Here is a 13,543-nt window from a genome sequence, read left to right as displayed (position 1 = left end):
CCTCCCAAGAGGATTGCCGGTGGCCAAAAAAGCCGCATCCTTCGCCGCCCTTGGTGGCCTGGTATTTTCCACCGACGCAGGTCGACACTGCCCGGACTGTCGTCAGCCCGTGGATTCGTGTACCTGTAAACAGACCCTGATCCCTGAAGGCGACGGCATTGCCCGCGTGCGACGCGAGAGCAAGGGCCGTGGCGGCAAGACGGTGACCACCATCACCGGCGTGCCCCTGGCCGAAGAGGCCCTGAAGGAACTCGCTACCACGCTGAAAAAGCGCTGTGGCACCGGTGGCGCGTTGAAAGACGGCGTCATCGAGATCCAGGGCGATCACGTCGAGTTGCTGTTGGCCGAGCTGATCAAGCTGGGTTACAAGGCGAAGAAATCCGGCGGCTAGCAGCCTCTGTGAAACCCACCCCGATGACCGCTTTGCTGAACGCGAACGCTCGTCTCCATGGTTTTCACAGAGCCTGTTCCTGACCGGTGTCTAAACTCTGCCCTGCGAGTGGGGTCTACCTTCCTTACAGGCAAATCGTCATTTTCATTCTTTAGACTTCGCCAGCCTTGCAACAAGGCGTGGTGATCTTCGACTTTATATAGGGGACTTCGATGTCCGTACGACGCACACGCAAAGACGATGGCAGCCAATGGACAGTTGCGGACAGCCGCAGTGTTTATGGGATTCGCCATTGGGGGGCCGGGTATTTCGCGATCAATGATGCCGGTCGCGTTGAAGTCCGTCCGAACGGCCCGAACAGCACGCCGGTTGATCTGTACGAGCAAGTCGACGAGCTGCGCAAAAGCGGCCTGTCCTTGCCGCTGCTGGTGCGTTTCCCCGACATCCTGCAAGACCGTGTACGCCAACTGACCGGCGCGTTCGATTCCAACATCGAGCGCCTGGAATACCAGAGCAAGTACACCGCGCTGTACCCGATCAAGGTGAACCAGCAGGAAGCGGTGATCGAGAACATCATCGCCACCCAGAACGTGTCGATCGGCCTGGAAGCCGGCTCCAAGCCTGAGCTGCTGGCCGTGCTGGCCCTGGCGCCGAAGGGCGGCACCATCGTCTGCAACGGTTACAAAGACCGTGAGTTCATCCGCCTGGCGCTGATGGGCCAGAAGCTTGGTCACAATGTGTTTATCGTGATCGAGAAAGAATCCGAAGTCGGCCTGGTGATCGAGGAGGCTGCAAGCCTCAAGGTCAAGCCGCAGGTTGGCCTGCGTGTGCGTTTGTCGTCGCTGGCGTCGAGCAAATGGGCGGACACCGGTGGCGAGAAATCCAAGTTCGGTTTGTCGGCGGCGCAATTGCTGTCGGTGGTCGAGCGCTTCCGCGCTGCCGGCCTGGACCAGGGCATCCGCCTGCTGCACTTTCATATGGGTTCGCAGATCGCCAACCTGGCCGACTACCAGCACGGTTTCAAGGAAGCCATTCGTTACTACGGCGAACTGCGCAACCTCGGCCTGCCGGTCGACCACATCGACGTGGGCGGCGGCCTGGGTGTGGACTACGACGGCACGCACTCGCGTAACGCCAGTTCGATCAACTACGACATGGACGATTACGCCGGTGTGGTCGTGGGCATGCTCAAGGAATTCTGCGACGCGCAGAGCCTGCCGCACCCGCACATCTTCTCCGAAAGCGGCCGCTCCCTGACCGCCCACCACGCCATGCTGGTGGTGCAGGTCACCGACGTTGAAAAACACAACGACGAAATCCCGCAGATCGAGAACAAGGAAAGCCTGCCGGAAACCGTGCAGTGGCTGGTCGACCTGCTGGGCCCGACCGACATCGAAATGGTCACCGAGACTTACTGGCGCGCCACTCACTACATGAGCGACGTGGCCACCCAGTACGCCGACGGCAAGCTGACCCTGGCGGAAAAAGCCCTGGCCGAACAGTGCTACTTCGCCGTGTGCCGTCGCCTGCACAACTCGCTCAAAGCCCGTCAGCGCTCGCATCGCCAAGTGCTGGACGAACTCAACGACAAGCTGGCCGACAAGTACATCTGCAACTTCTCGGTGTTCCAGAGCCTGCCGGACACCTGGGCCATCGGCCAGGTGTTGCCGATTCTGCCGCTGCACCGTCTCGACGAAGAGCCGCTGCGCCGCGCCGTGCTGCAAGACCTGACCTGCGACTCCGACGGCAAGATCAAGCAATACGTCGACGAGCAGAGCATCGAGACCAGCTTGCCGGTGCACGGTTTGAACGAAGGCGAAGACTACTTGCTGGGCATCTTTCTGGTCGGCGCTTACCAGGAAATCCTCGGTGACATGCACAACCTGTTCGGTGACACCGACTCGGTGAACATCTACCAGCGTGAAGACGGTTCGGTGTACAGCGCCGGGATCGAGACCCACGACACCATCGAAGACATGCTGCGCTATGTGCACTTGTCGCCGGAGGAGTTGATGACGCACTACCGTGACAAGTGCGCCAGCGCGAAGATCAGTGCCAGCGAGCGTACGCAGTTCCTGGATGCGTTGCGTCTGGGTTTGACGCGTTCGTCCTACCTGTCCTCATAAGTACACTGCTCCCAGGCTGACAAAGATCTCAAAGTGACAGAGATCCAGTGTGGGAGCGGGCTTGCCCGCGATAGCGGTGTATCGGTCAGCACCTTCAGGGCTGACACACCGCCATCGCAGGCAAGCCCGCTACCACATTTGGATTTTCGTTTGGTCGTACCTTCTGTGTGAGGTCTGAACGATGTCGAGCAAATGGCTGCAAGCGTTAACCCTGGCAGTCGCCGCATTCCTCTCGGCCTGCTCTCCGATCAAAGTGCTCAACGCACTCACCCCTACCAACACGTTCACCAGAACTTCATCCATTGCCTACGGCCCTGACCCGCGTCAGCAGCTCGATATCTATCGCCCCGTCACCGCCTTGCCAAACGCCCCGGTGGTGGTGTTCTTCTACGGCGGCAGCTGGAACAGCGGCTCCAAGGATGATTACGGTTTTGTCGGCGAAGCCCTGGCCTCTCGTGGCATTGTGGTAGTGATCGCGGACTACCGGCTTTACCCGCAAGTGCGTTACCCCGCTTTTCTCCAGGACGGCGCCAAGGCGGTGGCCTGGACTCACCAACACATCGCCGAGTACGGCGCCGACCCCAAGCAGCTCTACCTGATGGGCCATAGCTCCGGTGCCTATAACGCCTCGATGCTGGCACTGGATGCGCGTTGGCTGAACGAGGTCAAGCTGTCACCCTCGATGCTCAAGGGCTGGATCGGCCTGGCCGGGCCCTATGACTTCCTGCCGATTGAAAACCGCGATGTGCGCCCGGTGTTTTTCTTCCCGGACTCACCGCCCGATTCCCAGCCCATCAACCACGTCAGTCATGACGCACCGCCGAGCCTGTTGATCGCCTCGGTGAGCGACACGCTGGTCAACCCCACGCGCAACACGGGCGGGCTGGCGAAGAAACTGCTCGAAGCGGGTGTGCCGGTCGAGACGTTTTACTTCACCAGAACCAGCCACGCGACATTGGTGGCATCCATTGCCAAGCCGTTGCGCTGGCTGGCGCCGGTGCTGGATCAGATCACGGCGTTTATCCGCTCCACTCCAGGCCGGTGAGGCTGGCTTTACCGGACTATCAGGGTGTACTTGGCCGAGCTTTCGGGGCTGCTTTTCTCCATCGCGACAGACTGCAGCGTGTTTTGCGCTGAAGGGCTGACTGTCCAGCCATCGTCATTCTCCATCAGTGTTCGACCCTGTGGGGGTACCGTCGTTGTTATGCCTAGTCGTGTCACGACGATGTGAAAGTTCGTTTGATTCACAATCTCCACGCCGGCCGGGATGACGGGCTGCGTGGGGAGTGCTGACGGATCGTCATCCAGTTTGAACGACCATTCGGCCGTGTCCGGAGTGACTGGCGCAACCTGAACAGGCGGTTCGGCGACGGTTTCGGTTGGAGGCCTGGCTTTTTTCTTCTTGAACTTACGAAGGACCGCGACAGCTATCAATACGACCACTATCAACGCGCCGATAATCCAGTAGGTGTTGTTGCTCATGGGGTTCTTCCTTGAGTTGAAAGGTGATCGCAGCCTGAAGCCAAAGAGTCTTCAGGCGCGATCTCCATTCAACGCCGGAACGTCAGCGTTGTAACCTGTGAGAACTGACAGGGCCAATTACCCCAGCCATTGATTACGCTTGTTCAGCCGCCAGGCGATTGCACACAGCGTGAGGCTGCGCAGGGCCATGAACACCAGGAAACTTATCCACAGCCCGTGGTTGCCGTAGCCCTGTAACAACCACGCGAAGGGCAGCAGTATCACCACGGTCAGCAGCATGCCATTGCGCATCTCGCGCGCGCGGGTGGCGCCGATGAACAGGCCGTCCAGCAGGTAGCTCCACACCGCAATCAACGGCAGTACGGCCAGATAGGGCAGGTAAGTATCGGCGGTTTCACGCACGCTCGGGATGTCGGTTTGCATGGCGATAAACAGGTGCCCGGCGAAGGTGAACAGCAGCGCGAACCCCACACTGGCAATCAATGACCAGCCACAGGCAACCACCAGCGAGCGACGTAGCGCCTGGCGATCATGCGCACCGATGGCGTGCCCGCACAGGGCTTCCACTGCGTGGGCCAAACCGTCGAGGGCGTGGGCCGTTAACAGCAGGCCGTTGAGCAACAGCGCATTGGCCGCCACGGTGGCATCGCCCAGACGGGCGCCTTGCACGGTGATCATGAAAAACACCGATTGCAGCGCCAGGCTGCGGATAAAGATATCGCGGTTCACCGCCAGCAGTGGGCGCCAGCTTTGCCAGCGCTTTAATGCCGCCCAGGCGATATGCCCGGGATACGCGCGCAGGGCTTTTTGCGTGAGGGCCAGGCCGAGCAGGGCGCCGGTCCATTCGGCGATAACGGAGGCGCGTGCGGAGCCGACCACACCCCACTCCAGGCCGAGTACAAACCACAGGTTCAAGGCGATGTTGACCAGGTTGGTGGTCAGCAGGATAGCCAGTGGTGCGCGGGCATTTTGCGTGCCGAGGAACCAGCCGACCAAGGCGTAGCTGGCCAGCGCGGCGGGCAGGCCGAACAAACGCGTGTGGAAAAAATCGCGAGTCAGCTGGTTCAGCTCGGGCGAGGGCTGCATCCACTCCAGGGCCAGATGGCTCAGCGGGATGCCCACCGTGCCCAGCAGCATCGCCAGCCCCAGCGCCAGCAGCAAACCTTGCAGCAGGATTTGCCTGAGTGCCGCGCCATCCTCGCGCCCGGCGGCTTGTGCTGCAAACCCGGTAGACCCCATGCGCAGAAAGCCCATGGCCCAGGCCAGGAAGGTATACAGGCTGGCGCCCACCGCCACGGCGCCGAGTTGATGGGCGTGGGGCAGGTGGCCGATGACCATGCTGTCCACCAGGGCCACCAGCGGCACCGAGATGTTCGACAAGATCATCGGCGCCGCCAATGCCCAGACGCGGCGATGGGTGGAGCGGTCGCGCCAATCCGTCAGCAGGGTGAGTGTTTTCAAGTATTAATGCACAACCCAACTGAGCAACCACAGCCCCAGCATCAACCAGATAATCCCCATAATGATGGACGCACGCATAAACGCACGCACCGCCGAGTACAGCAACATCAACCCGATGATCAGGGCGGCGATGCTGATGATCGAGGTGTCCATGCCCAATGTGCGCGACAGGCCTTCAATAAAGTTGCCGCCTGCGTGGGTCAAGGCGCCGAACAACCCGCTGAGCCCGTCGACGATAAAGCGGATGACGGAACCCAGTGCCTGGCCCAACCATTCGAAAAAGCTTTCTACCTGCATGTGTGTGTCCTGATGAAGAGGGGGGCGTCGCTGAGCCTTTGGTCGTTATTACACCAAGCGAGTTCCCTTTTAGCATAGAGGTTGATGCGTTACAGGGATTCACTTGCCTTCGCCCGGCATCCGCCCGAAGCTATACACCTTCAGGAGCCCCCGCATGAACCTCGAACACCTCACCGAACGCTTGCACCGTATTCGCGATACCAACGACTGGAAGCGCTTCCACAGCCCAAAAAACCTGGCCATGGCCGCCAGTGTGGAAATGTCCGAGCTGGTGGAAATCTTCCAGTGGCTGACCGAAGACCAGTCGCGCCAGCTGCCGGCTGACAAACTCGCCCACGCCGGGCAGGAAGTCGGCGATATCGTGCTGTACCTGCTGTTGCTGTGCAGTGAGCTGGGCCTGGACATGAACGAAGTGGTACGCGCCAAACTGGCCGACAGCGAACGGCGGTTCGCCCATGAGTGACCGTCACTTCGACCAGTTGGCCACGCGCTTTGCCGAGAAGATCTACGGCGGCGCCAAAGGCGCGATTCGTCTGGCGGTGTTGCAGGCCGACTTGACTGAAGCCTTGCCCGAGCGCCCGCTGCGCGTGCTGGATATCGGCGCGGGCCTGGGGCATATGTCGTTGTGGCTGGCCGAGCGTGGTCATCACGTGACCCTGGCCGAGCCCGCCGAGCCGATGCTTGAAGGCGCCCGTCAGCGGTTTGCCGAGGCGGGGCAGACCGCGACCTTTATCCACGCGCCCTGGCAGCAATTGCTCGGCCAGCTCACTGAGCCTTACGACCTGGTGTTGTGCCACGCCGTGCTCGAATGGCTGGCCGAACCTCACGCGATTCTGCCGGTGCTGCACCAGCTCACGGTGCCCGGCGGCTGGCTGTCGCTGGCGTTCTACAACCGTGATGCGCTGATTTACCGCAACCTGCTCAAAGGCCACTTCCGCAAAATGCGCAAGAACGACATGGCCGGCGAGAAGCAAAGCCTTACCCCGCAACAGCCGCTCGACCCACGGGAACTGGCGGCGCAACTCGAAGGGCTTTGGCAGGTCGAAAGCCAAAGTGGCGTGCGGGTGTTCCACGACTATATGCCGGTGGAATTCCAGGCCCGCGCCGATCTGCAGGATTTGTTGGAGATGGAACTCGCTCACCGTCGTCACCCAAGCTTTGCCGGGCTTGGGCGTTATTTGCACTGGATCTGCCGTCCGGTTTAAGCGGCCCAGTCTGCGGAGGTCGAAATGCGTCGTCTCTGTTTGATCCTGTTATCGCTGGGCGTGAGCGCTTGCTCCACGCCCAACCCCTACGTGGCCGCCTCGACCCCGATGCCGCCGGCTCCGGCCCAGGCGGCCAATACCTTTGATGCCAGTGCCTACCCGGCGCCGGTGCGCGACTATGGTGCCTACCGCAGTTGGGGCTGGCTCAACGGCCAACTGCCGGCGGGCACGGCCTGGGCCGATTCGGCGCAAATCGCCGAAGCGGTCAGCGGCGCCCTCGACCAGCGCGGCTTGCGCCCCTTGCATGACAACCGCGCTCCCGACCTGCTGGTGAGCGCCGATGTGCGCCTGGAAAAACGCCTGCGCCAGGTGCAGGACGACTATGGCTACGGCTACGGCGGCTATAACCGCTATGGCAATGGCTACGGCATGTACAACACGGTGCCGGTGGTACGCACGTATGAGGTGACGGTGGCGGTGGCGCGCGTGAGCCTGTTCGATGCCCGCACGCGCCAGCCGGTATGGAGCACCAGCGCCGAAACCACCAGCCAGGGCAGCCTGAGCGAACGCGCTGATGCATTGCGTGAAGCGATGCAAAAGGCAATGAGCGCTTATCCACCCAGTTAGCAGCTATTCTCATCTCAGGCTGATTCCGTCTTTTGGAGAACACCCATGCTTCGTCGCCTTGCTGCACTAGCCGTACTGGTCTTGTTGAGTGGCTGCCAGACCAGCCAGGTCAACCACGACTTTGATACCAGCCGCGATTTTGGCGCCTACCGCAACTGGGCCTGGAAAGACCCGGCGCTGCAATACCGCCCGGATGATCCACGGATCAAGAGCGACCTCACCGAGCAACGCATCCGCCAGGCCGTGGGTGAGCAACTCGACCAACGCGGCCTGCGCCCCGCCGCCGCGGGTGCCAAGGCCGACCTGAATGTGCAGGCCTACCTGATCGTCGAAGACCGCCAGCAACAAGTCACCACTAACTACGGCGGCGCCTGGGGCGGCCCGTGGAATGGCTACTGGGGCGGGCCGATGTACAACGAAACGCGCAACATCACTTACAAAGTGGCGACCATCCAGATCGACCTGCTCGACGGCAAGGACGGCAAACTGGTATGGCGTGGCAGCGACGAGCAGATGATGGCCAGCACGCCGAACCCACAGGATCGCAGTGATGCGATTCGCAGCACAGTGAGCAAGATCCTTTCCAATTACCCGCCTCATTGAGCATTGATCGTTCCCACGCTCCGCGTGGGAATGCCGCATAGGGACGCTCCGCGTCCGCGCTTGAGACCGTGACGCCGAGCGTCATTGGATGCATTCCCACGCAGAGCGTGGGAACGATCAATCGGCGCACGCCGCCGCCCTTGTCTACACTCAATTGCATCCCAGGAGAGTAAGCGCTCGGCAACTCGCCGGCACAGGAGTGCTCGATGTCTCCCCGACTTGGTTCCAGGCAACGTGGCGCAATCGGCCTGATGGCCGCCGGCGTGTTGGCGGTGGTGCTGGCCTTTACTTTGCTGATGATCGACAGCGGCCGCCTGTACCTGGAGAAGCGCAAGCTGCAAGGCGTGGCGGACACGGCGGCGCTGGAAGCGGTGAGCCGCAGCGGCACGTGCCTGAGCGGTTTGAGCGCGGCGGCGTTTGCCGGGCAGAGTGTGGCGCGCAATCATTTTGTGGTGGGCAGCGGCAATGCCCTGGTGACCCAATGCGGCAACATAACCACCGCCGCGTCGGGCCGGCGCATCTTCAGTGCCAACCCTGCGGTGTCATCGGCGATTCAAGTGGTGGTGAGCAAAACCGTGACCACCAGCGTGGCCGCCGGGGTGTGGGCGTTGTTCTCCGGCAACCCGGTGAGCCTCAATACCGTATTGACTGCGACCGCCGTGGCGGCGGTGCCCACGCCGCCTTCGGCCCAACTGACCCTCAACAGCAACCTGGCCAGCGTCAACACGGCAAGTGCGAGCCTGTTGAACCCGCTGTTCAGTGGCTTGCTCGGCGGTAACGTCAACCTGACGGTCGCCGGGTGGAATGGTTTGCTCACTACCAATATCAACCTGCTCAGTTACCTCAACCAACTGGCGATCAACCTCAATGTGGCCGCCGGTAACTACACCCAGTTGCTCAACACCAACGTCACTGCCGCGCAGTTGATCCAGGCCGCGGTCACCGTGCTGACCGCCAACGGCGCAACGGCGGACGTGATCACCGCCCTGGGCAGCTTGCAAGTCGCCGCGATCAACCAGACGCCGTTGACCGTTGGGCAGATCCTGCAATTGCAGACGGGCACCACTTCTGCAGCGCTGAATGCCAATTTGCAGGTGTTTCAACTGATCCAGGGCGTTGTGCAACTGTCCAACAGCAAAAGCGCGGCGGCGGCGACCTTGCCCGTGAGTGTGCTGGGGCTGGCCAATATCACCACCCAGGTCAAAGTGATCGAACCGCCGCAGTTGTCGGCCATCGGCAACCCGGTGCTGGCGGCGGCCAACCCTACAGGGCCAAATAAAATTTACGTACGCACCGCCCAGGTGCGCACGCAAGTGACCGTGAGTTTGCCGGTATTGAGTGCGTTGTCGGGGCTGAACACGGCGGTCAACGACTTGTTGGGGCCACTGACGCCGGTGCTCGGCAGCCTGCTGAGCCTGAACCTGGTGAGCACGATCAACTCGGCCTTGTGTTTGCTGGGCGCCGGTTGCCAGCAGGCGGATTTGCTGGTGCTGCCCGGCAACCTGCCGATTAACATCGTGCTGGATGCCGGCGCCGCGAGCAGTTACGTCACCGCCTACAGCTGCCCGACCGGCAATGCCGGCACCAAGAGCCTGACGGCGTACACCACCACCTCGCTGGCGTCGTTGAATGTGGGCAGTATCACCAATGCGTTTTCCAGCACCTTACCGATGACGGTAGCGCCGTTACCCCTGATCGATATTGGCACCAAGACCTGCCACAAGATCCTCGGCATCGGCAGCTGTGACCCGCGCGTGCCGTTTGCCGGTGGCGGTATCGCGATCAAGGTGCAAAGCCCGATTGCGGCAAGTAATCAAACCCTGGTGTTCTCCAGTACCACGCCATTTGCCACACCACCGAATGTGGGGCTTACACCGACTTACAAGGCCGCGACGCCGGCCACCAATGTGGTGAGCAGCCTTTCAACCACGCTCAATGGCGTGGGCATCACGGCGTACCAACCGTCCGGAGCAAGCCCGCTGGGCATTCTGGCGCCTACGGTCACAGCGCTGCTCGGTGGTGTCAGCGCCATCGTCACTCCCGTCGTGGATGGCCTGCTCGGCCCGCTGCTCAACCCGATCCTCAACAACCTGCTGAGCATGCTGGGCATTAGCCTGGTGAATGTGAACGTCGGCGCCAACCTCACCTGTGGCCAGACCGGCGAGGCCTACCTGGTGATTTAAACGTCGGTGGCCCTGGGCAGTTCCACGCAGAACCGTGCGCCGTGTTCGCCATTGCTGACGCTCAGGCGCCCGCCCATGTTCTCGACAATGCCGTAACTCACCGACAGGCCTAAACCTGTGCCCACGCCAATCGGCTTGGTGGTAAAAAACGGCTCGAAGATGCGCTCCAGCAGGCGTGGGTCGATGCCGCCGCCGTTGTCTTCGACCCAGATGCGCACGTGGCGGCTGTCGTGTTCGGTGTGCAGGGCGATCCAGGGGCGCAGTTCGGGGTTCTTTTCGCGTTGGCTCAACAGCGCATCGCGGGCGTTGACCATCAGGTTGATCAGCACTTGCTCCAGCTGGTCGACGTAGCCTTTGACCTGCACCGGGATATCCACCTGGGTCAGGCGCACTTCAACGCCTTTGCCTCGCAGGCCTTCACTGAGCAACGACAAGGTGCCCTCCAGCGCCTGCGCCGGGTCGAAAGGTTGCTGCTCGACCTCCGAACGGCGGCCGAACACGCGCATATGGTCGACCACCCGCGCCGCACGCTGCACCTGGGCGTCGATGCGCTGGAGTTTTTCGGTCAGGTAGTCGATCTGCGCATCGCCATTGCTCAGGCGCTTGAGCACATTGACGATGGCCATGCGCATCACGTTCAGCGGCTGGTTGATCTCATGGGCCAGGCCGGTGGCCATTTCGCCGAGGGTGGCCATTTTTGCACTTTGCGTGAGTTGCTGCTGGGAGCGCCGCACTTCGGTGTTGTCGCGGCCCACGGCCTGCACTTCGACCAGGGCGCCGTGCTCATCGAAGACGCCTCGGTCCGACCACACCCACCAGGCATGTTCGCGGCCGGGCAATTGCAGGCTGATTTCCGCCGTGCTCACCGGGAACTCCGGCGTCAACTGCTGGATGCGTTGCACAAACGCTTCGCGCTGTTCGGTCGACAGCCATTCTCCCAGGTTCACCCCGCGCAACTGCGCAGGCGGGCACTCCAGGTAATTGGCCAGCGGCGTGTTGCCGAAGGTCAGGGTCAGGTCCGGGCGATAGCGGCAGATCATCGCCGGGGAGTCTTCGACGAGGATGCGGTAACGCTCCTCGCTGTCCTTGACCTGCTGGGCGGCCAGCGTCGCTTCGGTCACATCCAGCCACAGGCCGACGGCTTCGACCGGCACGCCCAGGTCGTCGCGCAGCAGCTTGGCTTCGTCGAGCAGCCAGTGGTAATCCCCGTGGGTGTCTTGCACGCGGTAACGGCTGCGCACGCTGCCTTCACGCAGCAGTTGGCGGGTGCGCTGGAAGTACAGGTCGCGGTCGTCCGGGTGTACCCATTGCACCAGGCTGTCATGGGTGCATTCGGCGAGGGTGCGACCGAGCAAGGGCAGCAGGCTGTGACTGAAAAACACCGGTTGCAGCGCGCCATTCATATAGCGCTGCACATAGATCACCGCCGGTGAGCTGGCGATCAGGTTGTCCAGGCGCGCGCGGGCGGCGTCGGCTTGCAGTTGCTGGTTCTGGATGTCGCTGATGTCGAGCATAAAGCCGACCCAGCGCCGCTGTTCACCGGCGCCCAGCACCTGGCCCTGCACGCGATACCAGGTCGGCGTGGCGCCGTCGCCACGGTTCAGGCGCACGCTGGCGAGCAAGGGTTTGCCGAGGGTTTGCAGGTCGCGCAGGCGGCTGTGCAGCTCCTGGCGGTCGGCCGGGTGGATGTGGTTCAGCCACGCCTCGAGGGGTTGCCGGGTCGGGCCGTCTTCCGGGTCGAGGTTGCGCATCAATTGGGCGGCAAGCTGGATTTCGTCGCTGGCGGGCAACAACTCAAACCAGCCCGTGCCCAACAGGCCTTGCAACGCTTCCTGGCGTTCGAGTTGTTGATGGTGACGGTGTTCACGCAGGCGGCTGAGCAAGGGCGCGGCGAGGGCGGCGGCGAGGTTCAGCCAGTCGCGGTCGTTGCTGTGTGGCTGGCCGCTGTAGGCGCCGCACAGCAGCCAGGCGGCGATACCTTGACCGTCGCGATAGGGCACGAGGAAGCCATCGGCATTGCCGAAAATGCTGTGCAAACGCGGGTGCTCGCCGCGCCCATAAGGGGCTTGCAGGCTCAGCGGCGTGGTGCCGTTGAGGCTGTCCAGGCAGGTGCCCAGGCGCTGGCCGGTGTGCCAGAACAGCGGCGCGTCATGATTGGCGTACTGGCTGTAAATCACCCAGCCCTGGTCTTCCTGATCGAGCAGGGCCAGGGCCACGCAGGGGATCCGCCAGCGCTGCGCCACACTGCATAACTGTTCGTTGAACACCTCGGGCAGGCGGCTGAGGCTGCACACGCGCAGTTGCTCACTGACGCGGCTGGTCAATTGGTGGTTCTGTTCGCGCTGCTCGGCCAATTGCCGGCTGCCGAGCAAGTCGCCAATGTCTACGGCGTGCAGCAGCCAGCCATTGTCATAGGGTTCAAGCGTGCCGCGGGTGTGCAGGATTTGCCCGGCGATCCCGTGGAAATCCAGGTCGAGGCTGTGGCGCTGCCAGTCGGCGGGCACGCCTTCAACCGTCACGGCGCTATGGGCACTCAGCAGCGCTTGCAAGCGCGGCGAGTTAACCAGTGGCGGCAACTGTGGGCGCAGCGTGCCGTTGAGGTCGAGCACGCGGCCCTGGCTATCCAGGTGCACGTGCAGCCCGGCAGACGGCGGCGCGGGCGGGTCGATGTCCAGCGCACCATTGCGACCGAGCAGGCGCCCGAACAACCTGTCCCCCGAGGTCAAAACTGCAGGCTCGACTGGGCCTGCAATGTCGTCGGCAGTTGCGGCACGGTGCCGATGCCCGGCAGGACAATAAAGGGCAGCACCGCCTGGAGGTTGGCCGACGGGTAGTTGATCTGCACCAGCAACAGTCCACCGGTAAAGGTGGTGGTGACGTGTGCGGCTGCGTTGAATTTGTAGGCGTCAGGAATCCACCCCAGGCGGGTAGCCACCGCTGATTTGGCAGTGGCCTGTACCGCGGCGGGGTAGCCTTGCATATTCGGGTCCAGCCCTACGCTCAGGCGCACGGCTTCGGCGGTGGCCTGGTTGAACGACTGCAACAGCAGCAGCGGCAGGCTATAGCTGACCGTGCCGTAGAACACGGCAAAAAAAATCACGAACACGGCAATGAACTCGATGGCTGCCGTGCCTTTTTGCTTCTCGGGGAGGCTTGTTTTCATCACCG

At 62.2% G+C, this 13,543-nt stretch carries 13 protein-coding genes; 8 read left to right on the top strand and 5 right to left on the bottom strand.

The features are described 5' to 3' along the window. The first annotated feature begins 19 nt into the window (after positions 1 to 19). From BFP92_RS18715 to BFP92_RS18705, 3 genes are all read left to right on the top strand, one after another. Positions 20 to 391 carry a translation initiation factor Sui1 gene (locus BFP92_RS18715; protein WP_012722004.1) on the top strand — a complete coding sequence of 124 codons (372 nt, stop codon included), beginning with the start codon at positions 20 to 22 and terminating at the stop codon, positions 389 to 391. A 212-nt stretch (positions 392 to 603) separates the two neighbouring features. After that, a complete protein-coding gene (gene speA / locus BFP92_RS18710) occupies positions 604 to 2,517 on the top strand; it encodes an arginine decarboxylase (RefSeq protein ID WP_056860452.1) in 1,914 nt (637 codons plus the stop codon). Positions 2,518 to 2,698: 181 nt separating this feature from the next. Beyond that, positions 2,699 to 3,562, top strand: coding sequence for an alpha/beta hydrolase (locus BFP92_RS18705; protein WP_065930607.1), 864 nt, complete (start codon positions 2,699 to 2,701; stop codon positions 3,560 to 3,562). Positions 3,563 to 3,570: 8 nt separating this feature from the next. Here the strand turns inward: BFP92_RS18705 and BFP92_RS18700 are convergent, their stop codons facing one another. The 3 genes from BFP92_RS18700 to BFP92_RS18690 form a co-directional block, all read right to left on the bottom strand. Further along, complete coding sequence (locus tag BFP92_RS18700; RefSeq protein WP_065930606.1) at positions 3,571 to 3,999, bottom strand: hypothetical protein; 429 nt, start codon at positions 3,997 to 3,999, stop codon at positions 3,571 to 3,573. A 117-nt stretch (positions 4,000 to 4,116) separates the two neighbouring features. Beyond that, positions 4,117 to 5,460 (bottom strand): MATE family efflux transporter, encoded by a 1,344-nt coding sequence (locus tag BFP92_RS18695; RefSeq protein ID WP_065930605.1) that lies wholly within the window; start codon positions 5,458 to 5,460, stop codon positions 4,117 to 4,119. A gap of 3 nt (positions 5,461 to 5,463) precedes the next feature. Further along, positions 5,464 to 5,757 carry a hypothetical protein gene (locus BFP92_RS18690; RefSeq protein WP_017136733.1) on the bottom strand — a complete coding sequence of 98 codons (294 nt, stop codon included), beginning with the start codon at positions 5,755 to 5,757 and terminating at the stop codon, positions 5,464 to 5,466. A gap of 154 nt (positions 5,758 to 5,911) precedes the next feature. On the opposite strand from BFP92_RS18690, the gene BFP92_RS18685 reads away from it, so the two are divergent. The 5 genes from BFP92_RS18685 (at position 5,912) to BFP92_RS18665 (ending at position 10,375) form a co-directional block, all read left to right on the top strand. After that, positions 5,912 to 6,220, top strand: coding sequence for a MazG-like family protein (locus BFP92_RS18685; protein ID WP_065930604.1), 309 nt, complete (start codon positions 5,912 to 5,914; stop codon positions 6,218 to 6,220). Continuing rightward, a complete protein-coding gene (locus BFP92_RS18680) occupies positions 6,213 to 6,962 on the top strand; it encodes a methyltransferase (protein ID WP_065930603.1) in 750 nt (249 codons plus the stop codon). Before BFP92_RS18685 ends, BFP92_RS18680 begins: the two co-directional genes overlap by 8 nt. A gap of 24 nt (positions 6,963 to 6,986) precedes the next feature. Beyond that, positions 6,987 to 7,589, top strand: coding sequence for a DUF4136 domain-containing protein (locus BFP92_RS18675; RefSeq protein ID WP_065930602.1), 603 nt, complete (start codon positions 6,987 to 6,989; stop codon positions 7,587 to 7,589). Positions 7,590 to 7,634: 45 nt separating this feature from the next. Then, positions 7,635 to 8,192: a DUF4136 domain-containing protein gene (locus BFP92_RS18670; protein WP_065930601.1), complete on the top strand. Its 558-nt coding sequence runs from the start codon at positions 7,635 to 7,637 to the stop codon at positions 8,190 to 8,192. A 206-nt stretch (positions 8,193 to 8,398) separates the two neighbouring features. Continuing rightward, complete coding sequence (locus BFP92_RS18665) at positions 8,399 to 10,375, top strand: pilus assembly protein TadG-related protein (RefSeq protein WP_065930600.1); 1,977 nt, start codon at positions 8,399 to 8,401, stop codon at positions 10,373 to 10,375. On the opposite strand, the gene BFP92_RS18660 is transcribed toward BFP92_RS18665, so the two are convergent. Next, positions 10,372 to 13,101 (bottom strand): PAS domain-containing sensor histidine kinase, encoded by a 2,730-nt coding sequence (locus tag BFP92_RS18660; RefSeq protein WP_065930599.1) that lies wholly within the window; start codon positions 13,099 to 13,101, stop codon positions 10,372 to 10,374. The two genes, BFP92_RS18665 and BFP92_RS18660, sit on opposite strands and share 4 nt — an antisense overlap. Beyond that, complete coding sequence (locus BFP92_RS18655; RefSeq protein ID WP_065930598.1) at positions 13,098 to 13,538, bottom strand: TadE/TadG family type IV pilus assembly protein; 441 nt, start codon at positions 13,536 to 13,538, stop codon at positions 13,098 to 13,100. The genes BFP92_RS18660 and BFP92_RS18655 overlap by 4 nt, the downstream gene beginning before the upstream one ends. Positions 13,539 to 13,543 lie beyond the last annotated feature (5 nt).

This window comes from Pseudomonas sp. 58 R 3, from assembly GCF_900006605.1.
GTDB classification, from domain to species: Bacteria; Pseudomonadota; Gammaproteobacteria; order Pseudomonadales; family Pseudomonadaceae; genus Aquipseudomonas; species Aquipseudomonas salomonii.
This window is presented reverse-complemented; position numbering and strand designations above follow the sequence as displayed.